General features: G+C 35.1%; 23 protein-coding genes. 5 read left to right on the forward strand and 18 right to left on the reverse strand.

Annotated features, from left to right (window positions below):
• Nucleotides 1-77: 77 nt before the first annotated feature.
• From MKX66_RS18595 to MKX66_RS18615, 5 genes are all read right to left on the reverse strand, one after another.
• Nucleotides 78-1,043 carry an ABC transporter ATP-binding protein gene (locus MKX66_RS18595; protein WP_341086893.1) on the reverse strand — a complete coding sequence of 322 codons (966 nt, stop codon included), beginning with the start codon at nucleotides 1,041-1,043 and terminating at the stop codon, nucleotides 78-80.
• The gene (locus MKX66_RS18600; RefSeq protein ID WP_326997235.1) at nucleotides 1,040-2,020 is read right to left on the reverse strand and encodes an ABC transporter ATP-binding protein; all 981 of its coding nucleotides are present in this window, start codon (nucleotides 2,018-2,020) and stop codon (nucleotides 1,040-1,042) included. The genes MKX66_RS18595 and MKX66_RS18600 overlap by 4 nt, the downstream gene beginning before the upstream one ends.
• 10 nt (nucleotides 2,021-2,030) lie before the next feature.
• Nucleotides 2,031-2,951, reverse strand: coding sequence for an oligopeptide ABC transporter permease (gene opp4C, locus MKX66_RS18605; RefSeq protein WP_078176781.1), 921 nt, complete (start codon nucleotides 2,949-2,951; stop codon nucleotides 2,031-2,033).
• 12 nt (nucleotides 2,952-2,963) lie between these two features.
• Nucleotides 2,964-3,920, reverse strand: a complete 957-nt coding sequence (locus MKX66_RS18610) for an ABC transporter permease (protein ID WP_061689743.1) — start codon at nucleotides 3,918-3,920, stop codon at nucleotides 2,964-2,966.
• Between the two features lie 107 nt (nucleotides 3,921-4,027).
• Entirely contained in the window at nucleotides 4,028-5,755 is a 1,728-nt protein-coding gene (locus MKX66_RS18615) for an ABC transporter substrate-binding protein (protein ID WP_061689744.1), read from the reverse strand.
• A 347-nt stretch (nucleotides 5,756-6,102) separates the two neighbouring features.
• Between MKX66_RS18615 and MKX66_RS18620 the strand changes: the two genes are divergently transcribed.
• Nucleotides 6,103-6,300 carry a hypothetical protein gene (locus MKX66_RS18620; RefSeq protein WP_000369259.1) on the forward strand — a complete coding sequence of 66 codons (198 nt, stop codon included), beginning with the start codon at nucleotides 6,103-6,105 and terminating at the stop codon, nucleotides 6,298-6,300.
• Between the two features lie 15 nt (nucleotides 6,301-6,315).
• On the opposite strand, the gene MKX66_RS18625 is transcribed toward MKX66_RS18620, so the two are convergent.
• The 7 genes from MKX66_RS18625 to MKX66_RS18655 all read right to left on the reverse strand — a co-directional run bounded on the left by MKX66_RS18625 (nucleotide 6,316) and on the right by MKX66_RS18655 (nucleotide 13,901).
• Complete coding sequence (locus MKX66_RS18625) at nucleotides 6,316-7,461, reverse strand: ABC transporter permease (protein ID WP_326997237.1); 1,146 nt, start codon at nucleotides 7,459-7,461, stop codon at nucleotides 6,316-6,318.
• Nucleotides 7,462-7,472: 11 nt separating this feature from the next.
• A complete protein-coding gene (locus MKX66_RS18630) occupies nucleotides 7,473-8,669 on the reverse strand; it encodes an ABC transporter permease (protein WP_113770469.1) in 1,197 nt (398 codons plus the stop codon).
• 15 nt (nucleotides 8,670-8,684) lie between these two features.
• Nucleotides 8,685-9,617 (reverse strand): ABC transporter ATP-binding protein, encoded by a 933-nt coding sequence (locus MKX66_RS18635; protein ID WP_000960163.1) that lies wholly within the window; start codon nucleotides 9,615-9,617, stop codon nucleotides 8,685-8,687.
• 138 nt (nucleotides 9,618-9,755) lie between these two features.
• Complete coding sequence (locus MKX66_RS18640) at nucleotides 9,756-10,412, reverse strand: response regulator transcription factor (RefSeq protein WP_326997238.1); 657 nt, start codon at nucleotides 10,410-10,412, stop codon at nucleotides 9,756-9,758.
• On the reverse strand, nucleotides 10,409-11,602 hold the full coding sequence (locus MKX66_RS18645; protein ID WP_000902013.1) for a sensor histidine kinase: 1,194 nt from the start codon (nucleotides 11,600-11,602) through the stop codon (nucleotides 10,409-10,411). Before MKX66_RS18645 ends, MKX66_RS18640 begins: the two co-directional genes overlap by 4 nt.
• Nucleotides 11,603-11,755: 153 nt before the next feature.
• Nucleotides 11,756-13,642 carry a ribosomal protection-like ABC-F family protein gene (gene abc-f, locus MKX66_RS18650; RefSeq protein WP_002140152.1) on the reverse strand — a complete coding sequence of 629 codons (1,887 nt, stop codon included), beginning with the start codon at nucleotides 13,640-13,642 and terminating at the stop codon, nucleotides 11,756-11,758.
• A gap of 124 nt (nucleotides 13,643-13,766) precedes the next feature.
• Nucleotides 13,767-13,901, reverse strand: coding sequence for an RAxF-45 family protein (locus tag MKX66_RS18655; RefSeq protein WP_002139888.1), 135 nt, complete (start codon nucleotides 13,899-13,901; stop codon nucleotides 13,767-13,769).
• Nucleotides 13,902-14,321: 420 nt separating this feature from the next.
• On the opposite strand from MKX66_RS18655, the gene MKX66_RS18660 reads away from it, so the two are divergent.
• Complete coding sequence (locus tag MKX66_RS18660; protein WP_002029408.1) at nucleotides 14,322-14,450, forward strand: hypothetical protein; 129 nt, start codon at nucleotides 14,322-14,324, stop codon at nucleotides 14,448-14,450.
• 135 nt (nucleotides 14,451-14,585) lie between these two features.
• Nucleotides 14,586-15,380 carry a DUF4931 domain-containing protein gene (locus tag MKX66_RS18665; protein WP_434087980.1) on the forward strand — a complete coding sequence of 265 codons (795 nt, stop codon included), beginning with the start codon at nucleotides 14,586-14,588 and terminating at the stop codon, nucleotides 15,378-15,380.
• Nucleotides 15,381-15,391: 11 nt separating this feature from the next.
• Here the strand turns inward: MKX66_RS18665 and MKX66_RS18670 are convergent, their stop codons facing one another.
• The gene (locus MKX66_RS18670) at nucleotides 15,392-15,925 is read right to left on the reverse strand and encodes a transglycosylase SLT domain-containing protein (RefSeq protein WP_000713256.1); all 534 of its coding nucleotides are present in this window, start codon (nucleotides 15,923-15,925) and stop codon (nucleotides 15,392-15,394) included.
• A 248-nt stretch (nucleotides 15,926-16,173) separates the two neighbouring features.
• Here MKX66_RS18670 and MKX66_RS18675 point away from each other — a divergent pair, with 248 nt between their 5' ends.
• On the forward strand, nucleotides 16,174-17,823 hold the full coding sequence (locus MKX66_RS18675) for a polysaccharide deacetylase family protein (RefSeq protein WP_341086898.1): 1,650 nt from the start codon (nucleotides 16,174-16,176) through the stop codon (nucleotides 17,821-17,823).
• A gap of 31 nt (nucleotides 17,824-17,854) precedes the next feature.
• On the opposite strand, the gene MKX66_RS18680 is transcribed toward MKX66_RS18675, so the two are convergent.
• The 5 genes from MKX66_RS18680 to MKX66_RS18700 form a co-directional block, all read right to left on the reverse strand.
• On the reverse strand, nucleotides 17,855-18,625 hold the full coding sequence (locus MKX66_RS18680) for a TatD family hydrolase (protein ID WP_002140148.1): 771 nt from the start codon (nucleotides 18,623-18,625) through the stop codon (nucleotides 17,855-17,857).
• 745 nt (nucleotides 18,626-19,370) lie between these two features.
• On the reverse strand, nucleotides 19,371-19,727 hold the full coding sequence (locus MKX66_RS18685; RefSeq protein WP_002029403.1) for a YxeA family protein: 357 nt from the start codon (nucleotides 19,725-19,727) through the stop codon (nucleotides 19,371-19,373).
• Between the two features lie 260 nt (nucleotides 19,728-19,987).
• Nucleotides 19,988-20,824, reverse strand: a complete 837-nt coding sequence (locus tag MKX66_RS18690) for a YitT family protein (protein ID WP_002009911.1) — start codon at nucleotides 20,822-20,824, stop codon at nucleotides 19,988-19,990.
• Nucleotides 20,825-20,941: 117 nt separating this feature from the next.
• The gene (locus MKX66_RS18695) at nucleotides 20,942-21,271 is read right to left on the reverse strand and encodes a PH domain-containing protein (protein ID WP_341086899.1); all 330 of its coding nucleotides are present in this window, start codon (nucleotides 21,269-21,271) and stop codon (nucleotides 20,942-20,944) included.
• Nucleotides 21,272-21,431: 160 nt separating this feature from the next.
• Nucleotides 21,432-22,409 (reverse strand): LacI family DNA-binding transcriptional regulator, encoded by a 978-nt coding sequence (locus MKX66_RS18700; protein ID WP_341086901.1) that lies wholly within the window; start codon nucleotides 22,407-22,409, stop codon nucleotides 21,432-21,434.
• Nucleotides 22,410-22,714: 305 nt separating this feature from the next.
• On the opposite strand from MKX66_RS18700, the gene MKX66_RS18705 reads away from it, so the two are divergent.
• A complete protein-coding gene (locus MKX66_RS18705) occupies nucleotides 22,715-22,807 on the forward strand; it encodes a DUF3948 family protein (RefSeq protein ID WP_012260201.1) in 93 nt (30 codons plus the stop codon).
• Nucleotides 22,808-22,815 lie beyond the last annotated feature (8 nt).

Consider the following 22,815-nt stretch of genomic DNA (forward strand, 5'->3'; position numbering starts at 1 on the left):
TTTAGGTGGGAGTCTTACTGCCCGTTAATGCGGGGTAAAAAAAGGACTCTTTCACATTTTGAAAGAGTCCTTTTCTTTTACGCATGATGACAAGCAACAAAATGATCTTCACCCACATTACGGAATTCTGGTACATTCGTTTTACAAATATCTGTAGCAACAGGGCAACGTGTATGAAAACGGCAACCTGATGGTGGATTTGCAGGACTTGGAATATCCCCTTCTAGAATAATCCGTTCTCGCTTAACCGTTGGATCCGGTATTGGCACTGCTGATAACAATGCTTTTGTATATGGATGAAGCGGATTCGCAAATAACTCATCACGTGGTGCTGTTTCCACAATAGTTCCTAAATACATAATTCCAATTTTCGTACATAAGTGCTCCACAACACTTAAATCATGTGAAATAAATAAATAGGATAATCCCTTTTTCTCCTGTAATTCACTAAACAAATTAATGATTTGCGCTTGAATAGATACATCTAATGCCGCAACAGGCTCATCAGCTACAATAAATTCTGGATCTAATACCATCGCCCTTGCAATAACGATACGTTGACGTTGCCCACCGGAAAACTCATGAGGGTACCGGTCAATATGATACGGCGCTAAACCACATAACTCCAATACTTCTATCACCTTTGCACGGACATTTTCTTTCGTCGCTAGTCCGTGAGCCAACATTGGCTCACCAAGCGCTTCTCCAATTCTCATTCTTGGATTTAATGAGCTAAATGGATCTTGAAAGACGAGCTGCATATTAGGACGATGCTTTCTCAGCTCTTCTTTTGATAAAGCATGAACATCTTGACCTTTAAATTTCACTTCGCCTTCTGTTTTTTGAACGAGACGGAGAATTGTTTTTCCTATCGTCGTTTTCCCACTTCCAGACTCTCCTACAAGGCCAAACACTTCTCCTTTATCAATTGTAAAGCTTACCCCATCTACCGCTTTCACATGTCCAATCGTTCTACTAAATACGCCGCCCTTAATTGGAAAATACGTTTTTAAGTTCTTCACTTCTAATAATGGTTCACTCATTGCCCAGCACGCTCCTCATATAACCAACAAGCTACTTTATGATCCTCGTCATGCACATTAAGATTTGGCGCTTCATTTTTGCATATTTTCATGCAATGTTCACAGCGACCACTAAAGTAGCAAAACTCATCTAAGCCAACTAAATTTGGAACTTGCCCTGGAATAGAATAAAGTTTATCTGTTCGTTTCCCCATTACTGGTTTTGATTTTAGCAACCCTTGCGTATATGGATGTTTCGGATTTTGAAATATTTCTAGTACCGGTGCCTCTTCAATAACTTTTCCACCATACATAACGACAACATAATCGGCCATTTCCGCTACAACACCTAGATCATGTGTAATTAATAAAATGGACGTTTTAAATTCCTCTTTTACTTGTCTTAGTAAGTCTAATATTTGCGCTTGAATCGTAACGTCTAGAGCTGTTGTCGGTTCATCTGCAATTAATAACTTTGGATTACAACTAAGTGCAATAGCAATCATAATACGTTGTAACATACCACCGCTTAATTCGTGCGGATAAGAATGGACAATTTCATCAGCACGAGCAATACCAACTTTACGAATTAATTCAATTGCTTTTTTGTATGCTTCGTTTTTGCTAAGTAGTTCATGCTCTCTTAACGTCTCAACAATTTGCTCTCCAACAGTAAAGACCGGATTAAGTGATGTCATCGGTTCCTGGAAAATCATCGCGATATCATTTCCTCTTAAACTACGAAGTTCTTTCTCTTTCATTCCTAAAAGACTTTTTCCTTCATAAAGAATATCACCACCAACGATGCCGCCAGATTCAGCAATAAGTCCCATAATAGATAAAGCCGTTACACTTTTCCCGCAACCCGATTCGCCTACTACACAAACTGTTTCACCTTCTCGAACTGAAAAGCTAACATGATTGACAGCCTTTACTGTACCTTCTTCCGTCTGAAAGTGTGTTTGTAAATCCTTTAGCTCTACTACTGCTTTACTCATGCTTCCTCACCTACCGCTTCATCTTTGGATCTAATGCATCACGAAGTGCATCGCCAAGTAAATTAATTGATACAACTGTTATAAAGATTGCAAAACCAGGCGGGATCCATAACCACGGACGCTTTTGGAAATCGATTAATGAGTTTGCTGCACTAATCATATTTCCCCACGATGGTGTAGGCGGGACAACGCCAAGTCCTAGGTAACTTAGTGCAGATTCACTTAAAATAGATCCTGCCACACCTAATGTCGCTACAACAATTAATATTGGAAAAACGTTTGGAATTAAATGATGGAGAATTTTACGAGAATCTTTTAATCCCAAGACGTCCGCAGCCTGCATAAATGCTTGCTCCCGCAGCGTTAAAATCTGCCCTCGCACAAGACGAGCAAGTCCTGGCCATCCTACTAAACTTAAAATAATCATTACGACATATAACCGGTATTCTGATGGTAGTTTCCATTCTGATAAAATTGCCCCCATTATAATAAGCAACGGTAATCCTGGAATGGACATTAACACATCTGCAATACGCATAATTAGATGGTCTACAATGCCACGATAAAAACCAGCAATGGCTCCTAACAAAGCACCGAGTATAACAGATAGTAACATCGATGCTAAACCGATTGTTAATGAAATACGTCCTGCTTGCATAAGCCTAGTTAAAATGTCTCGTCCTAATTGGTCTGTTCCGAGCCAATGTGAAAGATTAGGTGGTTTATTAATTTGCGTTACTTGTACTGTCCCCGAAGCATATGGTGAAAAGATTGGACCAATGAAACTAAATAAAAACATAAATATTAAAACGTATAAACCAAACAATGCCATCTTATTTTGCTTTATTTTTTTATAGGCTTGACGCCATGGTGATGATTCGTTTCTTTTTTTCGGTTCTTTCTTTTTCTTTATTGTTGTAATAGTCTCCATATCTTCCCCCCCTTACTTCAGTCGAATTCGTGGATCAACAAGCCCATATACAATATCTGCAAAAAAGTTCGCCATAATTGTTAAACAAGAAAGAAACATCGTAAATGCCATTAATACTGTATAATCACGAAAGTTCAATGCTTCTAATTGAATACTTCCAATCCCTGGCCAGTTAAAGATTTGTTCAATAATAATTGCGCCAGAAAATAAGCCTGGTAATTCAAACGCAAGTAAAGTAATCGCTGGTAAAATTGCATTTTTCAATGCATGCTTATAAATAACTTTTCTTTCTTTCAACCCTTTTGCACGTGCAGTACGAATATAGTCTTGTCTTACAACATCCAACATACCTGTTCTAAAATATCGTGTTAATGACCCTACACCGAGAAGCGTTAAAATAAATACAGGCAGAATCATATGACGTAGTACTTCCAATATGTATGTGATACCTGTCGAATTACTTCCAATATCAATCATGCCGCCAATTGGTAATAAATTTAAATCAACTGCCAATAATTTAATTAAGAACAATCCTATAAAAAATGATGGGAATGACATTGCAGCAAAAACACCAATTGTTACAAGTCTATCAAACCATGAATGCTGTTTTGTTGCTGAAACAACACCAATTATAAGAGCAATAATCCAAGTGAAAAATAAAGCTGCAACTGCAACAATAAATGTATTCCAAATGAACTTATTAAGTAATGATGTTACTGGTTCTTGATATTGTAATGAGAAACCAAAATCACCGTGCAATGCGTTACCTAGCCAGTGAAAGTATCTTTCAATAATCGGCTTATTTAAACCATACAGTTCCCTTAATTCTTGAGCTCTCTCTGGTGTTAACTTTGGATTTGAATCAATATAATCACCTGGCAAGAGTGCAAATAAGAAAAAGATAATAATGGACGTACCAAACAATGTAGGAATCATTTGTAGAAACCTACGAATGATGTATGTTTTCACCTTTTGTCTCCCCAATCCTATTTACTTAAAAATAGAAGAACATTTTTTCAAAGCAGCGTTTATTCCTTGCTGTATGAAAAAATGTCTTCTATTATTTCAGTTAATCTTTATTTTTCAACTGATAGCACTGGTAAGTTAGAACTAATACCATCATATTTTTCTGGATTGATGCCTTGTATACGTGCATTGTGAGCGTAAAGTAGTTTACGATAGTTTAGTAAAATAACCGGTGGATCATCGCTTAACTCTTTATACAGTTCTTTATAAACTGCTTTACGTTTTTCAATATCTGTCGTCTCTATGCCTTTTACAATTAATTCATCAACTTTCGGATTACTATAACCTGTATCACTTTTTGGGTTAGTTGATAAGTAGTCACTTACCACTTCACTTGGATCACTAATTCCTGGTGTTGAAACCGCTGCTAAATCATAGTCACCTTTTCCCACTTTTGAAAGCATCGTATTAAAGTCCATTAGCTCTGGATTTATTTCAACACCGATTGCTTTGTAGCTTTCTTTTGCAATTGGAATAAAGATATCATTTGTTTTTCCTGTATTTGATGCGTAGTATGTTAATTTTAATTTTTGACCATCTTTTTCACGAACCCCGTCAGAACCTACTTTCCAACCAGCTTCATCCAATAATTTTTTAGCCTTTTCTACGTCGTATGGATATTTATTAATTCCTTCTTCCGTATATGCCCACGAAACTGGAGCAATTGGTACGTTAGCAACAGAACCATATCCTTGTAAAGCTGTATCAACATACTTCTTACGATCTAACCCATAAGTAAGTGCTTGGCGGACTTTCTTATCTTTCAAATATGGCTTCTTATTATTCACATAAATATAAGCGATATCACTAGAAGACTCGAGATTAATATTCGCAAAACCTAATCCTTTTAATTGTTCTATATTTTCAGGATTTGCTCTAAATCCACTATAATCCAGTTCACCTGTTTGGAATAATTGGAACCCAGTATCACCTGATGTTATTTTGTAAATAAAGTTTTTGATTTTCGGTTTTCCTGCATAATAATGTTCATTGGCAACAAAGCGAACTTCTTGACCTGGAACATATTTCTCAAATTTATATGGTCCCGCAGCAATTGGTTGCCCATATAATGCTTTTAAATAGTCTAAACTTGTATTTTGTTTATAATCTTTTCCATAATAAGCTTTTGATAACACTGACCCACCTAAAGCAGTTAATGCCTGAGAATTAACTTTTTCAGTTACAATTTTAATTGTTTGTGGATTAACAACTTGAATCCCTTCAATAGAAGTTGCTTTTCCTTCTTTATATTCTTTCCCACCTTTAATGGCATACTGAGCAATATCCACCCCACCTTCATATGCTTTATCATGGAGTAGTGTTAATGTGAATGCTACGTCATCCGCTGTTAAAGGGGAACCATCACTAAACTTTAAATCTTTACGTAAATGGAATGTATATGTTAACTGATCAGCAGAAATATCCCATTTTTCTGCAAGGTCTGGAGCAGGTTTACCTTGTTTGTCTGTTGTTACTAATGATGCAAAAATAACAGACGTTACGTTTCCATCCCAACCATTCTCTTGGAAATATGGTAAGAAAACGCCTCCTGGCTTAGAAATAGCCGTGATAAAAGTGTCCTTCCGCTGATTTGCTTTTTCTGGACTTTTCTTCTTATCTGTAGCTGGAATTGTTTCAATCTTAGAGTCTTTTAAATCCTGTTTTTGCACTGGTTCTGTAGAAGCCGTATCCTCCTGTCCCCCACAAGCAGATAACACAAGCGAACTACTCAGTAATACCGAAAATACACCAGCCCATTTTTTTGTCTTTTTCTTCATTGTCCCCACCCTAACTTTTTTTAATAATTACACCTTATGAACTGCTTGCCTAATGTATGCCTCCCACAGCAACATTTTATAGCCAATCGGAAAAGTCGGTTTTAAACGTAAAAAAAGATATTTTTGAGGGGTAACAATCTTATTCCGACCTTTCCGGTAGACTTTATGGTTATTAGCTTATATCTTTCAGTATATTTTGTCAATTATTTCTATATAAATATTTTAAGAATTTTTTAAAAATTATTGATCAATCTTTAATTTAAGTAAGATTAGCAAAAAATTCATTCTATTACCTAATAGCCCCACATAGAATAATAACAATCAACTACCAAAAAGGGGGCGAAAATATGGACAACCTATTCCAATATGTCCTGCACTATGTATTATTAACAATCATGATAGTCGGGGCGTTATTACTATTCCCTTTCTTCCCAAAGTTCGTCCTCTTTTTAGCTTTTTTTATTATGCTCGGGATCGCTATTATAATTTCAACAAGGGAAGATACCACACAAAAAGAAAGCAGAGTTCAGCGCGTAAAGCTGTAACTCTGCTTTCTTTTTTCAGTCATAACGTATTCTTGTTAAACCAATTACGAAAAATACTCCTGCAAATAAAATGAGTATACCAATATATCCTCCTATATCTGCTAATGTACCTCCCCTTACAATTAACTCAGTAAAGCCACGCATCGCCCACGTTTGCGGAACAAAATTTGCCGCCGTTTGCATCCATGAAGGCTCAATTTCAATTGGCCAATAAAGACCACCAATCATACACGTTGAAATTACAACGATATTCCCTAGTGCGGACTGCTGTTCTGTTGTTTTCACGATACTTGCCAATAATAAAGCTAGACCAATAACCGTTAATAGCAATACTGAAACGAGTGTAATAACCCCTAATAAATTTCCCCACTGCACATCAAATAATGAATGCGTTAATATCATTAAAACACCAAATTGAATCCACCCTATTAAAAAGAAGGAAAGGATATATCCTGCTAGTATTTGAACTTTTGAAACTGGTGCCCCTAATAAACGAGACCAAACCCCAAGTTGTCTAGCTTTCAAAATAGTTCCCGTCGCACTTAACATGACAATCATGACGAATAGAATTGAAAAACCTGCCGCTCGACCTGTAACGTTATTTAACTTTTGATCATCGTGTAAAATCAATTCTTTTTGAATCGAAACAGGATCTATTTTTGTATAAATTGTTTCATACATCGTTTCCCACGAAGTGTTACTTTTCTTCTCAAAATCTCTTGCTGCACTAACTTCTATCTCCATCTTTTTTAATGCACTTGCTAATACTTGCTCTACAGAAGTTCCACCCGTAAAATCAGCACTGGCTTGAAATTGAATATTTTCTACTTTTCCATCTAGCATACTCTTTTGAAAATCTTTCTGAATGATGATTATACCAGATGATTTCTTATCTTCGATCCTCTGTGTCCCTTCCCTATACGTTACCTTTTCTATAGAAATTAAATCACTTTTCTTTATTTCCTCATAATACTTGCCAGATAATACAGAACCATCTTTATCTACTAAACTAATATTTACTTTCTCATTCCCACTTCCGCCTAAAAGTCCACCGAAAATGAGTGTAAAAATAATAGGCATTCCAAACATGAGTATATAACTTTGTGGCTTAATTAAAATTTGTTTTAATTCTAGCCAACAAAGCGCCCAAACTTTCTTCATCATTTCCCCTCCTATCTCGTACGTAAACGTAACGTTCCAATCATAACGGAGATAATTCCTGCACTACATAAACTTAAAATGACAGGGAATAGCACATCCCAAGATGTTCCCGACATAATATTTAAAAAGCTCGTAAGTGCCCATTTATTCGGAGCAATATTCGCAACTGTTTGAAGTGTATCGGGAAATACGTAAATCGGTAACATTGATCCTCCTAATATAGCTAGTATTTGAATACCGATTCCCCCCATTAAATCTGCCGTTTTTTCCTCACGAATAAAAGCGGCGATTAACATAGATAAACCAGAAACACAAATTGCATAAGAAATTCCCAACACTACTATTTGAGACACATCTTCGCCCCATTCCACATGAAACATAAAGCGTGTAGCAACTATAAATATTCCAAATTGTATACAGGCAAATAGTAATGTACCTAAAAACTTCCCGAATAAAATTGAAAATGAGCTCGTCGGTGTACTGAACAAACGCGCCAACGTTTCAGTTCGTTGCTCTGTTACAACTGACTTTGCACCTACTGTTATGTTATATAGTAAAAACATGACTAACATTGCTGCTGCATAATATTGCATCGCTGCAACTGTTTTTTTGCCTACCGTTCCTTTTTGGATGTTACCCACACTTGCAGTTGCTATCGTCTGTAGACTTCCACTTACCTCTTTTGCAACTTGTGCTACATCACTCTGCTGAGATTTTGCTAATTCTGTTACAACACTTTTAGTAGATACTGCGACTGTTTGAACACGTTCTGAAAAAGAGCGGATCATTGACTCAGCAATTTTTGCTTGTATATCTTTTGATGGGTCTATAAGCACCTTTGGTTCTTTTAATTTTCCATCTTGTACTTGTTCGCTCCATTTATTTGGGATGACAATTCCTACATCTATTTTCTTTTCCTTTAACATATCTTCAAGCTCTTCCCGAGAGTTAACTACCTTTACTTTCACATCATCTTTTATTTCTTTAGATTGCAATACATCTTTTTGAAAGACATCTGCAAACTCATCCGTTCCCTCTTGATAATAGCCAATTACTGTTTTCGGTAGTCCACCACTCTCAAATACATTACTTAATGCTGAACCTAAAATGGCCGTTAATACAAGTGGCATAATTAACATCATCATAAATCCGCGCCGATCAATTAAACGGATTTTTAAATCTTTCCATGCAATAATGAAACTTCTCATCTCGTACTAACCCCCTTAATCACGAAGTGAACGTCCTGTTAATTGTAAAAAAAGTGCCTCTAAATTCGGTTCTTTTACTTCCAGTTTTAAAATTTGAGCTTTGTTTTCAACAACTTCTGAAACAACTATGCCAATTGCCTCGCCACCATTTAGTCCAATATCAATCGTGCTACTATCTTCGTCAAAAATAATCCGCTCAACAACAGGTAGTGCCTTCAACTTTTGTAGCAGTTCCGTACTGTAGCGATTTAATTGCAATTTCACCATAAACCCATCTGTTAGACGATTACATAGCTCTCTTTTCGTTCCTAGTGCAATTACCTTTCCATGATCAACGATGGCAATTCGCTCACATAAATACTCAACTTCTTCCATGTAATGACTCGTATAAATGACCGTCATACCTTTTTCATTTAACTTTTTAACAGTCTCTAAAATATGATTTCTCGATTGCGGATCAATCCCGACTGTCGGTTCATCCATAATTAATAACTCTGGTTCGTGCATAAGTGCTGCACCAATATTAATACGCCTTTTCATTCCACCTGAAAATGTTTCAATTTTATCTTTTCCCCGATCCTGTAAACCGACGTAAGCTAACACTTCCTCTGCCCGCTCTTTTGCAACTTTTCCATTTAAACCGTACATCTTTCCCCAGAAGATTAAATTTTCCTTTGCTGAAAGTGTCGGATACAGCGCAATGTCTTGCGGGACAATACCGATTTTCTTTTTCGCTTCTAATGGATACTCTTTTACAGATTTCCCACCAACTTTTATATCACCACTATCGTATGGAATTAACCCGCAAATCATTGATATCGTCGTTGATTTTCCCGCTCCGTTTGGTCCAAGCAATCCAAATGTTTCACCTTTTTTCACTTCAAAAGAAACATTCTTTACGATTTCCTTCTTGCCAAATGATTTCGTAATATGATCTATGACTAACATATTGATTCAGCCCCTTTGTATTCATCTACACTTTCATTGTAGAAAAATTTCTTCTTCTCTCCATCACCCTTAAGATAGAAATACAAAATAAAAAAGCAGCAAATTCCGCTGCTTTTTCACACTTATATATGCCAAAAGTCATGTGTATGTCGTAACACCATACCTTACTGCGTATATTGCTGCTTGTGTTCGATCTCTCAGTTCTAGCTTACTAATCAAATTAGAAACATGATTCTTAACAGTTCCCTCTGTAATAAATAGCTTTTCGGCAATCTCTTTATTATTTAACCCCAGTCCAATTGCTCTTAAAACATCTACTTCTCGCTCAGTTAATTGTTTTAGTTGTTCTGGTGTGTTACACTCTACTGCCACTTTCGTCTTTTTTAATTCCTCTATAATTTGCGCTGTTATATCCTGAGGAAGCACAACCCCGCCACTATGCACCGTTAAAATTGCTTGCGCGATTGCATCTGTCTCCATATCCTTCAATAAATAACCACTCGCTCCTTGCTCTAATGCCTCAAAAATAAGCTCACTATCACTAAAAGTTGTTAACATAAGAACCTTTATATAAGGAAACTTTTCTCTAACTAAACGAGTTCCTTCAACACCATTCATACGAGGCATCCGAATATCCATCAAAATAATTTCAGGCTGTAATTGTTTCACCTTTTGTACGACTTCATCCCCATCACTAGCCGTCCCTACCACTTCCAGTTCCGGACGTAAATTTAATATCATTGCCAGTCCATCACGAATCAGTGATTGATCATCAACAATCATAATTCGAATCATAACGCTCCCCCTATTACCCATGTTTTTTCTCGGAGTGGAAATTCGATTTTTAGGCGAAAACCTTTTTCTATTTCACTCTCAAATTGAATGATTCCACCATGCTCCTCTACACGTTCTTTCATATTAAGTAAGCCAAATCCAGGGCTTACTTCATTGACTCCCATACCATTATCCAAAATACATAACTTAACTTGTTCCACTGAACAAACTAAACTTACTTCGCATAAACTAGCTTTTCCGTGACGTTTTGCATTCGTTAAAGACTCTTGCATAATACGAAGCAACGTAGGCTGTAGTGACAACGGAATCAAAACCGGATCTCCTTGTAATTGAAAAGATACTTGTACTTTCGTCACTTTAGAATATCCATGTAACATTTCACGCATATTCTCTATTATGTTCCCTAGTTTACTTTCCTCTTTTAAGGCATGCACAGAAGCTCTCACTTCTTGAAGTGATTTTCTAGCTAACCCATGGCATGTATGTAAAACCTCTTCTGTAGCGTCCGATTTTTGTTTCCATAAAACCTCCGCCAGTTGTAACTGAACAAGTAATGCTGTCATATTATGACCAACAGTATCATGAATTTCTCGGGCAATATCATTTCGCTCCCGAACAGCTGTCAATTCTTCTACCTCTTTTGCATATAGACGTAATTGCTCATGTGCTTCTTTTAAAGCTGTATGAGATAATGCTAATTCCCCATATTGCTCATCTACCATTTGCCGAGCAGCTGTAAGTTTTTTTATTAAGTTTCCAGCTAAAGCACTGAAAATGATAAACATAAAGTTAATTGCATTACTCTCCAATTCCAGACTCTCTGTATGTTGATACGTATGTAGTATATTTATAAACCAACAAAGAAAGAAAAAAGCGATAAAAAAATAAGTCATCCTTTTACGCCAATCATGAATAAATAATCCTACCGCATCAATTCCAAATATAATTAAATACAAACATGTCTCGGGAAATAAAAACCCTAATAACGCTGTGACAATACCGTTTGTGAGCAAGGTATAAAAAACAAGTTTCCTACTCCCTTTTGCTTTTACAAGCAAAATATGATTCACAATATAAATAAAAAGTGCAATACCGACAAAAATTTGTAAATTTTCTGTTTCACGTGAAACATGATTTGCGTAAACTAAGCAAATCATGACGATTGTAGCAATCCGCGCATATCCTAACATAAAATTCTCCCCACGTTTTAGTGACCTAAAGTTCATTCTATTATCACAGCAGCAAGAAAATTATACCAATTTTTCTACTTTCATTATACTAAAAAGAGCAAGCCCTCCCTCAAAATATGAGGAAACAACTTGCTCTTTTTCATTCTATTTTCTTTACTCCACAATATTCTCTAACTCATTATATAACTCCGCTCGTAAAAACTCTTTTTTCGTTTTTTCTTCATATAATTGTTCAAGCATTTCAACATCAACTACATGTTCCATTTTACATTCGAGTGCATATATATCTTCTTCTATATGCATTAACTCGTTTTCAACTGCCTCTAAATCCCTAGACTTCTTCTTTTTTATAGGCATTACTTCTAACGCTTTATTCCCTTGCTGTTGCTGCTTCTGTTTTACTACTTGTTTCTCAATTCTTTCTTCCCACTTTTGACGAGCCCATGCATAGTTCCCTGCAAACTCAAATAATTTGTGCTCATCAATCCAATATGTCTTTTCAAACAATTTATTTAAGAAATAACGATCATGTGAAACAGCTAAAATCGTCCCGTTATATTGTTCAAGGGCCTCCTCTAAAACTTCCCTTGATTCAATATCAAGATGATTCGTCGGTTCATCTAAAATAAGAAAGTTAACATCTTGATACATAAGTTGCGCGAGCCTTAACCTCATTTTTTCTCCACCGCTAAGTTGTGTTACTTTCTTAAAAACAGCTGGACCATAAAATAAGAAACGAGCTAATATATGTCTTGCTTCTCCCTCTGTTACAGCCACGCAATCTCTGAAAGCTTCCAATACATTGTTCTTCATATTCCCGTACGCATGTTGCGATAAATAACCGATTTTCACACTACTACCAATCCGAATTTCTCCAGCATCTTGCTGCATTTCTTTTAGTAATAGTTTTAATAACGTAGTCTTTCCTGTACCATTACGTCCAACGATAGCTGCTCGCTCCTGAAAACGAATATGCAAATTTACTTTCTCGAATAAAGATCGTTCATCAAATCCTTTACTCACTTCTTTCATTACAACAACATCTTTCCCGCTTCTCTCTTGCCCTTCAAACTGAAGTCCCATCTGTTTTCTATCCAAAATGGGTCTCTTTAGTTTCTCTATGCGCTCTAATGCACGTTCCATATTTCTGGCTCTCTTATGCAATCCTTCATTCGGCGGATTCGCTTGATTTGCCCATTCACGTAGACGCTTAATTGCTTCTTTCATTTTCTTTATTTTCTTTTGCTGTTCTTGATACGCTTGAAATTCTTGAAGCAGCCTTTCTTCCTTTTCCTCAACAAACTGTGAATAGTTCGTATGATATACGTGAATTTCTCCATCTTCTAAATCAAAAATTTTCGTTACAACTTCATCAAGGAAATAGCGATCATGCGAAATGACCATAACTGTTCCTGTATATTCTTTTAGAAATTGCTCTAACCACTCGACTGCAAATAAGTCCAAATGATTTGTTGGTTCATCTAACAAAAGTAGATCTGGTTTCTGCAATAGCATATACGCAAGACTTACTTTTGTTTGTTCTCCACCACTTAACTCCATAAATGATCGGGGAAATAGTTCCGTCACCTGTAGACCATTTGCTACCTTCATAATATTCGCTTCTATTTCATAGCCACCGAGAAACGCGTATCTTTCTTGAATTACTCCGTATCTCTCCATCAATTTTTGTAAAGCAGATGCTTCCTGTTCTTCCGCCATATTTTTTTCTAAAGCATGCATTTCTATCTCCAACTCTTTTTCCTTTTTAAAAGCGGAGCTTAATACATCATATACATTCATTTCATTATTAAATTTTGGAATTTGTGCTACATGACCAATGCGCGTACCTTTCTTCACATGAATAGCTCCCGCATCCAAACCCTCAATTCCTGTTAAAAGCTGAAAGATAGTTGTCTTCCCACTACCGTTACGACCAACTAATCCAATACGTTCTCCATTCTTTATTTCAAGCGATATATTTTCAAATATGATGTTTCCACCAAAAGATTTCTTTACATTATTTACACTACAAATTGTCATTTTCCGTACTCCTTTCAATATAAAAAACCATGGGAAAGAAACATTCCCCATGGTTTTTGTCATAGAAAAAGGAAGCCAAATAGCTCCCTTTTCACACGTTTATCAAAAATGGGTGAAGAGACTTCTATCGTTCAATAGCTACTATGCAATTGTTAAAAAAGGGCATACGTATCCCGTTAACAACTACATCATGAAAAATCGCACGACAAATATAGATATAATCTAAAAATTTTGCGCGCGTAGCTAAAGAACATTTCATCTCATTCACTCCTTTCGTACGGAATTTAATACTTACTTCTTTATTATACTTCCCCGATTTATGTTTGAATAGTCATTTTTCTGAAAATAATAAAGATAGACTAAACATTTCAATAAGTGACATCAAATCTTACAAAACTGTTATGTTCACGTAATGGAAAGCGATAGTACGAAAAGATACCTCCCTATACAATAAAGATGTAAACAAGAGAGACAAAAACAAGGAGGAAACAATCATGATGAAAGAAATCGTAAAAGCAATCTTTGAGGTATTAGTGAACGGACAAGCAGTTGTAAAAGAACTAAACGAACTATAAAAGGGAGGAAAGAACTATGATGAACATGGTAAAAATGATCTTACATGCTTTAGTTGATGCGAAAGCAGTTAGCCAAGAATTAAACCAACAATAAAAAGGGGTATATGAATATGAAGAAAGCCATTATTGTAATCGCAAGTACAGCAATTGCCTTATACACAATAAAAAATAGAAAAAAGAAACAAAATGAAAATGCTCTATATTATCCATACACACTATTAAAGAAAAAATAAAAGACAAGGTACCCTATTGCAATGAGGATATCTTGTCTTTTATTTTTCCCTATTCCCTTTAAAGGATTTCCTTCTCCTTTTCCCGAATGTATTAAGCGGGATTTTTACATATATTTTAAAGGGGCATATATACAAATGGATACACAACAACTATATTTTTTAAACGATATCGGTAAACAAAAACCAGAAAGTATTCGGAACAGAAACACTGCATGTCCTTTTTGTGACAGAGAAAATTTAACGGATATTTTAGCAACTGAGGGCTCTATTATTTGGTTAAAAAATAAATTCCCTACATTACAGGATACCTTTCAAACCGTGCTAATCGAAACAGATAATTGCGAAGACCATATCGCAACATATACAGAAAAACATATGAGAAAACTAATTCGCTTCTCTATTCTCCATTGGTTAAACTTACAGGAAAATGAAGAATTCACTTCTGTGATTTTATACAAAAATCATGGTCCATTTTCAGGCGGAAGTTTGCATCATGCACATATGCAAATTATCGGAATGAAACATGTAGACTATCTTGAAAATATTGAGGAAGCAAATTTCCAAGGGGTAATTGTTCAAAAAAATGAACGCATTGAACTCAACATTTCAGAGCGTCCTATTATTGGCTTTACTGAATTTAACATAGTCATTGAAGATATTGCATTTATAGATGAAATGGCAAATTATATTCAGCAAACTGTACGTTACATACTGACAGATTTCCATAAAGGATGTAGTAGTTATAACTTATTCTTCTATCATCTAAATGGAAAAATCATTTGTAAAGTTGTTCCTAGGTTTGTCGTTTCACCGTTGTATGTAGGATATAAAATACCACAAGTTTCTACAAAACTAGAAGATGTGAAAATACAACTAGCGCAGTATTTCATGAAGCACGAAGACAAAATTATTCACAAAAAAACAGAGTAGGTATAGAAAACCTACTCTTTGATTACACCTTTATTTCGATAGTATACATCCTCTAATCCGATGTTATACTTCATATTGTTATCCGTCCACTCTGGTCCTAAATTCCCTGGCCATCCAGATGTATTCGCTATATATTTCAGTAATGCAAAATCAGTCAAACCTTTTTGCACCCCGCGCTTATAACCTTTCATTAAATGCGGCATTGCAATTTGCGCATTTGTACGTGGATCTTTCAGCTCTTCATCAGTTAAATGATCTGGCGCAAGCCCACCACCGCGGTGTAATTGAAACAATCCGAATGAAGTTCCGTTATCTCCAACACTTCTTGGATTTAACCTACTTTCGTGTTCGGCAATTGTAAGAGGTATCCATTCCGGAAGGTTTACTTTCTTTGCTTCCTCTATAATGATTTGTTTCATCTGTTTTGCTTCTTCTGAATCAACATAGCTTGTCTCATTCATTAGCTTACCCATTCCTTCAGACTTTCCTTGGAAATATAAATACACTCCAAGAACAACTAAAAATCCTACAAAGAATTTCTTCACTACCTCTACCTCTTTCTCCGCTGAAATTTGTCCCCTTTCAGCCTTTCTTTTACAATTACCAACACTCTATCATTCTCTTACCTTTCAATCATAGCAAATTACTATACATATTATCATCATGCTTTAGACCGATTTTGCGAAAAAACATATGGTAAATACGTGCAAAAATGTAACTTACATGGACTATAACTTTTTTCTTGTATATAATTGTAAATTGAATTCCATATATAGAATAGGAGCATAAATAAATGAAAAGAACTCTACTAATCTTTTTCAGCATTTTACTACTCATTCCTATACATACCTCTGCACAAACATCACCAAAATCAAAAGTACTCGTTTTGTATAGTACAGAAGACAACAAAATTACAAACAATGTACAAATCCTTAATACTCAGTTAGGGCACTTTACAAAAGATATAACAGTAAAAAGCTTAAAGGAAATAAAGGAAAGTACTGAATCATCTTCTTATACACATATTGTTTATATCGGAGAGAAAAAAGAAGATTTTTCTATTGCAGCAAAACAATTTCTAGAAAACTTCTCAGGTCCCATATTAGTTTTAGGACAAAATGTTGAACAATTATCTAATCGTTTTTCTTTCATTACCTCGAAAGAAACCGATATACGAATTCACACTATAGAATATCCGACTAACCAGTTAAAAAATGAATTACATGAAGAACGCTTAATGAAGAAAATTGAAACAAAAGGAACAACTCTTGCTTACGCCTTGAGTGCTGATGGAACTCATCCGTTAATCATTCAGCAAGGAACATCCTATTATGTTGCAACTCCAAACCTTTTCGATTGGATGTCTCATTACGTCGGTGAAATGTTATTTTCTTATTTCGGACAAAAACCTGAAACAAATAAAACTTCAGCTTATTTACGTCTTGAAGACGTTCATCCAGCTGTAGATGTAAAGCAATTAAAAGAAATCGCTGAATTACTAAAAGAGAAAAAGCTCCCTTATATGATTACCGTTATCCCTGTTTACAAAGATCCAGACACAGGAAAAACAGTACATTTAAAGGATAACTCTGAATTAATCGATGTTTTACACTTTATGCAAGATAATGGTGGCTCTATCGTTATGCATGGTTACACACATCAGTTTTATGATAGTGAAACTGGCGAAGGTTTTGAATTTTGGGATGTAAAAACAGATCAACCAATTCGCCAACCAAACCATGAAAAATCAAAAACAAAAAAAGATTTTCAGTCTACAGAAGACTATAATAAATACGTAAAAAACGGGAAAGCCTTCGAAGAAAAATATATTAAAGATCATATTGAAAAAGGGATTACAGAGCTTGTAGAAGCTAAATTATATCCAGTTGCCTTTGAAGCTCCGCACTATACAATGTCTCAAAAAGGATATGAAATACTATCACAATATTTTTCAACTTATGTAGGACAAATACAACTAAACGATACAACTTGGAAATCAATGCACTCACCGGCTTATATAAGTACACCGTCATTTTTACATGGGATGAAATTAATTCCTGAAACTGTTGGCTTTATTGAAGAAGGTAAGCCACAAGCTATAGCAAAAATGAAAGAACGTGCTTTATCTATCACTAAACTATCTGATGGAATTATCGGTGCATTTTATCATCCTTACTTGGGCGTTGAACCATTAAAAGAAATATTAAAAGAACTAGAAAGTATTCCAAACATAGAGTGGATTGATTTACAAAAAGACATGAATGAAGTAAAAATGAAAGATATTCATATTACTACTAATAAAGAAGGCATTCACGTTGAAAAACCAACAAGTGCGAATGACATAATTGATTATATAAAACAATATGGGTTCTTCCTTATAATTGGGTTCATTATAATTGTCTTTCTTTTATTATTAAGACGTGCGAAAAAATTAGAGTCATAAAAAAACACCAAGCGAGATGCTTGGTGTTTTTTTATGACTCACTAACTTTATAAAATCGCACCGTATTCGCATATATTTGCTCAGTAACTTTCTCTACTGATATTTTTTTTATTATACTAATTTCTTGTAATACATCTTTTATCATATAAGGATGTGTCATCGTATCCTTCTGAAATTCCCACGGCCCATCTGTTTCTACCATCATATATTCAAGCGGATAATACGAAACTATTTTTCTAATTTTCTCCTTATGTAAAACATCCGGTGTGATAGAAATATAATAACCGTTCCTCATCATCCGTTTCATTGTCTCTTCACTTCCTTTAAACCAATGAAAGTGTGCACGCGAAACTTTATATTCTTCAAGTAAATCACATACAGTGTCAGTATCTTCATAAACCGCATGCAATATAATTGGTAAATCGTATTTACTAGCTAGTTCCACAAACTTTTTTAACACCGCTATGTATGGATCAATAGCAATATTTTCATCTTCTTTCCTTAAATAATATGGCAAGCCCACTTCACCAATCGCAACGATTTCCTCTACATGATCTTCAATTAATTTATAAATTTGCTCACATTCCTCTTTATGAATCGGCTGCTCCGGATGAAAACCTATTGCTGGATGTACAAAAGGATATCGCTTTGCTAAAGATAAAGTTTCTAGACATGATTGATAATTCATAGATACTGCAATAAGCCCTTGTATCTCTTTACTGTTTTCCACATCTATAAATAATCTACTTTTCTCTTCATTCTCATATTGATCAACATGTATATGACTATCAATCAATTTCATCTTTATGCCCCCATAAAAAAAACAAGAAAGGGTCTTCCTTCTTGTTTTATCATCTATATTAGTTAACAATTAAATTTGTTATTATATCAAATAATCCAATACATACTACGGCAACAGTAAAGTAGCTACAGAAATCTTTAATTGGAAACTTCACTACTTCTTCTTTACGCATCCCAGTTTTCTCCCTTCTTAATATATCCCTAATTATTTTTTATCTATTTGTATCTATTATGCAAAAAATATGACAAATTTACTATCGAATTAACTTACGTAAACCTTACAATGTTGTAAGGTTTGAAAAAGAGCCTCATCTAAATAGAGATGAGGGCTATTAAAAATTAGTTGGTTTTTCATTCTTCATTAACATTACAAACAGAAAGTGATACAGTGAGACTTTCTAGTTACACTATATGAAATTTACTATATTTTAACCATCGAATTACATTACAGAAGGCTTACATGTTTGTAAGCTATGTGTAATGTAATTCGATAGTTTCCCTTACCTATATTTCGTACAATAAAGTTAGAAAGTAAGCCAAATAAGAAGAACACTCACATAACCAAATTACATTGCTAGTAGCCGACTCTTCTTATACCTTTCACTCATGCTACTACAATGTACCCCCTTCCCCTTTATATAATAAGAAAAGCCTTAGTCCATATGGACTAAGGCTTTTTCACGAACCTAAAATACCCCTACCTAGTATTTTTATTTTCGACAAAAAATAGGCGGGGGTATAATTCGCTATCTCATCGTTAAAAGTTTACTCTTCGCATTAATAGGAATATTTACAGCTTCAATTTCTTCAATTGCCTCGCCGTAGCGTCCTTTTGCGTACACCTTTAATGCTTCATCTCTCTTTAACATATGCTTAACAGTCTTCTTTATTTTTTGTTCTCTTCCACGTTCATCAAATGCAATAAATTCATATTCATACCATTCATCACCGACATGCTGACCAATCGCATCCACAATTGTATAGTATTCTTTCGTCGTATAAAGCGGATTATATTTATCAATAACTGGTCCAAGTTTCGTAGGTAGTAATACTACTACTATCACTACCATAGCTATTACAGTAGTAATTATTTTTTTCTTCATAATACTGATCTCCCTCCTCTGCAGGATACTTATACATCCATTCTAAAGAGCAGGAATTTAATCTACCATTCAATCCCATTACATTACCCTTACATTTTTGTAAGAATAAAGTGAAACTTTAATCAGCCCTCACCAATCGGGCGTTTACGGGCAGTTGATCTCCCACCTAACTTCTTTGCTCCAGCTGAATTTCGAGGTGGGAATTCTACTGCCCGTTAATGCGGGATAAAAAAAGATGAACGAATTTTCTCGTTCACCTTTTAGCTTGCTTTAAAGCCACCACCAAGTACATCACGCACATCGTGAATGACAACGAAGGCATCTTCATCAACTCTACTAATAACTTGCTTTAACTTAACAAGCTCTTGTTTATTAATAACGATATATAAAACTTCTTTATTTTTACCAGTATATCCGCCGCGTCCTTCTAATACAGTGACACCGCGCGTCATGTTTTTCGTAATAGTCTCTCGAATTAAGTCTGGTTGATTCGAAATAATCGTAACAGCTGTTTTTGTATCCATACCTTCCACGATGAAATCAATTACTTTCGCTCCGACAAATACAGCTACAAGTGTATACATTGCCTTTTCTTGTCCTATTATAAATACAGAGCCAGCAATTACAACGATATCAATAATAAGTACGCCTTTACCAACGCTCCAACCTAAATATTGATTTGCTAGTCGAGCTAAAATTGCCGATCCTCCTGATGTACCTCCAGCTTTGAACATACAGCCTAATCCGATACCTACAAATACACCAGCAAATAAAGCTGCTAGTAACGTATCACTATTTACTTGATATTCGATATGTTCTGTAACATATAAAAACAAAGATGTTTCCACAATACCTATAATTGTGTAAACCATCGTTTTCTTATCAAAAAATTTATAACCTACAGCTAATAAAATTGCATTCAAACCAAAATTCACAATTCCCGGTGACCAATCAAATAAATAGTACGTAACAACTGTTAAACCAATAATTCCACCCTCTGATAAACGGTTTGGAATTGCAAAGTAATTAATACCAATTGCGAATAATAATGAACCAATTGTAATTAGTGTTATTTCCTTTATACGTTGATTAACCATAGTTCATACCTCCCCCCATTTGACATTGTATCACTATCTCCTAGAGGTTTAGAAGTTGTTTTTATTCCGCATTTCCCCTCACAAAGACCAAGATATTATGTTTAAACAAAGGGGTGATTAATTATTCATATTCGCTCTAACTGTACGGACAAAGCGCTCCACATTCCCACTCTGAATATACTTAGCTCTAATGGTTTCACGATTACAAGTACATTCGAAATATGGACGGAAATCTATGTCATCTATATGCAAATACGAATACTCTTCAAATATCGCAGGATAGCACGGAAATTTCCCGTAAAATAGAAGACGTCTAGTAGTGGCAACAAAAACCCCATGTTGATAACATAAAGTAAAGTCATCCTTTTCAAATATCCCTACGACAAACGCTAAAATCTTTTCGTCATCCTCTACATATTTTTTCATACTTAATAAAAGCTCATTCATGCATATCCCTCCAAATTCTATTCATTGTTTTAACACTTGAAAAGAATCCATGGATTATTACAGACCGGTGTAACTCTTTTATAAAGTATGAAACGCGTTTCCTGTCAAAGACATTTCAAAAAATAATCCGTTATGTGATTATACACATAACGGATAAATACTAAACCGTCGAGCGTTCTACAAGTTTATATGGAATTTCCATCTTTTCTTGTTTAGAACTCTCATCACTTACTTGCCTATAAAACATTTCAAAAGCCGTCTTACCTATTCCCTTTAAATTTTGGTCAATGGTTGTCAGTTGTAAAACTTGAGAAATCGGTTGATTATCAAAACCAATAATCGCTAAATCCTCAGGAACTTCAATACCTAATTTTTTAACTTCTGTCATGATCCCAATAGCAACTTCATCTCCTGCCACTATTAATGCTTCAGGAGGATTCTCCATCTCCTTGAATTGATGTGCAACTCTTACACCATCTTCTAACGTAAAACATTCTGTGAAAATCCGATCTTCCATCACTTCTTCATCTATTAATTGTAGCTGTTGTTTATAAGCATCAAAACGTTTCTTACTACTTGGCCCTAACTTTCTTCCCGTACAATATCCAATCTTCTTATAACCTTTTTCAATAAGGTAACTCATCCCTAATTGAAAGGCATTAAAATGATCTGTATATACACTCGATATGCTTTCAATATCATTATCCTCACAAGCAATAACCGCCCCATACGCTGCATAAGGCTCTATAGTTTCCCACTCATTGGCACGAGAACAAATGATAAGACCGTCTAGTTGCTTTGTTTTCAACATATGTAAACTTTTCATTTCTTCTTTTTTATTGTAGTTCGTTTGACAAAGAAGCACCCTGTAATTATGAGCTAACGCAACTTCCATCATTCCACCCACCATCGCATCAAAAGACGGATGATTAATATAAGGTAAAATCACGCCAACAATATTCGTCTTCCCTTTTGATAAATGAACAGCATTTGCATTTTGCGAGTAATTCAATTTCTCAACTATTTCTAAAACAACTTTCCTTTTTTCTTTACTTACATATGGATGATCATTTAATACCCTCGAAACAGTCGTAACTGAAACCCCAGCCATCTTTGCAATATCTTTAATATTAGCCATACACTCACCTCTACTTTTAACTTAATGAATCACATGAACATATGTCAAATCTTCTCATCATGACACTTTCATTCGTTTTTCTTACAAAAGTGTAATTTTCCTGTAAGCTAATTCGATAGTGACTCTCCGCAACATTCCATATAATTAAGTCAGAAACAGGGCAACAACCATTTGAAAAGGAGCGGATCTATATGATGAACAAAATGAAAACGAACAATTTCTTAAATACAATGAGCTTGGTATTTTCCGCTCTTATCGATGCAAAAGCTGTTGCTTCTACATTAAACAAGTAAGGAGAATGCATTATGAACAACATCACTTTTAATAAATTAGATTTTTTAGGACTAGCTAGCGGCACCGTTCTTCTTACTGCTTTCATTTACGCTGCTACACTATAACTTCGTGT

Origin of the sequence: Bacillus sp. FSL R9-9530 (assembly GCF_038008145.1) — a bacterium.
GTDB classification, from domain to species: Bacteria; Bacillota; Bacilli; order Bacillales; family Bacillaceae_G; genus Bacillus_A; species Bacillus_A mycoides.

What these genes read in the sequence shown, in the direction of transcription:
- MKX66_RS18595 (WP_341086893.1), bottom strand. Translation starts at nt 1,043, where the DNA reads ATGAGTGAACCATTATTAGAAGTGAAGAACTTAAAAACGTATTTTCCA.
- MKX66_RS18600 (WP_326997235.1), bottom strand. Translation starts at nt 2,020, where the DNA reads ATGAGTAAAGCAGTAGTAGAGCTAAAGGATTTACAAACACACTTTCAG.
- opp4C (WP_078176781.1), bottom strand. Translation starts at nt 2,951, where the DNA reads ATGGAGACTATTACAACAATAAAGAAAAAGAAAGAACCGAAAAAAAGA.
- MKX66_RS18615 (WP_061689744.1), bottom strand. Translation starts at nt 5,755, where the DNA reads ATGAAGAAAAAGACAAAAAAATGGGCTGGTGTATTTTCGGTATTACTG.
- MKX66_RS18620 (WP_000369259.1), top strand. Translation starts at nt 6,103, where the DNA reads ATGGACAACCTATTCCAATATGTCCTGCACTATGTATTATTAACAATC.
- MKX66_RS18625 (WP_326997237.1), bottom strand. Translation starts at nt 7,461, where the DNA reads ATGAAGAAAGTTTGGGCGCTTTGTTGGCTAGAATTAAAACAAATTTTA.
- MKX66_RS18630 (WP_113770469.1), bottom strand. Translation starts at nt 8,669, where the DNA reads ATGAGAAGTTTCATTATTGCATGGAAAGATTTAAAAATCCGTTTAATT.
- MKX66_RS18635 (WP_000960163.1), bottom strand. Translation starts at nt 9,617, where the DNA reads ATGTTAGTCATAGATCATATTACGAAATCATTTGGCAAGAAGGAAATC.
- MKX66_RS18640 (WP_326997238.1), bottom strand. Translation starts at nt 10,412, where the DNA reads ATGATTCGAATTATGATTGTTGATGATCAATCACTGATTCGTGATGGA.
- MKX66_RS18645 (WP_000902013.1), bottom strand. Translation starts at nt 11,602, where the DNA reads ATGTTAGGATATGCGCGGATTGCTACAATCGTCATGATTTGCTTAGTT.
- abc-f (WP_002140152.1), bottom strand. Translation starts at nt 13,642, where the DNA reads ATGACAATTTGTAGTGTAAATAATGTAAAGAAATCTTTTGGTGGAAAC.
- MKX66_RS18655 (WP_002139888.1), bottom strand. Translation starts at nt 13,901, where the DNA reads ATGAAATGTTCTTTAGCTACGCGCGCAAAATTTTTAGATTATATCTAT.
- MKX66_RS18660 (WP_002029408.1), top strand. Translation starts at nt 14,322, where the DNA reads ATGAATATGAAGAAAGCCATTATTGTAATCGCAAGTACAGCAATTGCC.
- MKX66_RS18665 (WP_434087980.1), top strand. Translation starts at nt 14,586, where the DNA reads ATGGATACACAACAACTATATTTTTTAAACGATATCGGTAAACAAAAA.
- MKX66_RS18675 (WP_341086898.1), top strand. Translation starts at nt 16,174, where the DNA reads ATGAAAAGAACTCTACTAATCTTTTTCAGCATTTTACTACTCATTCCT.
- MKX66_RS18680 (WP_002140148.1), bottom strand. Translation starts at nt 18,625, where the DNA reads ATGAAATTGATTGATAGTCATATACATGTTGATCAATATGAGAATGAA.
- MKX66_RS18685 (WP_002029403.1), bottom strand. Translation starts at nt 19,727, where the DNA reads ATGAAGAAAAAAATAATTACTACTGTAATAGCTATGGTAGTGATAGTA.
- MKX66_RS18690 (WP_002009911.1), bottom strand. Translation starts at nt 20,824, where the DNA reads ATGGTTAATCAACGTATAAAGGAAATAACACTAATTACAATTGGTTCA.
- MKX66_RS18695 (WP_341086899.1), bottom strand. Translation starts at nt 21,271, where the DNA reads ATGAATGAGCTTTTATTAAGTATGAAAAAATATGTAGAGGATGACGAA.
- MKX66_RS18700 (WP_341086901.1), bottom strand. Translation starts at nt 22,409, where the DNA reads ATGGCTAATATTAAAGATATTGCAAAGATGGCTGGGGTTTCAGTTACG.
- MKX66_RS18705 (WP_012260201.1), top strand. Translation starts at nt 22,715, where the DNA reads ATGAACAACATCACTTTTAATAAATTAGATTTTTTAGGACTAGCTAGC.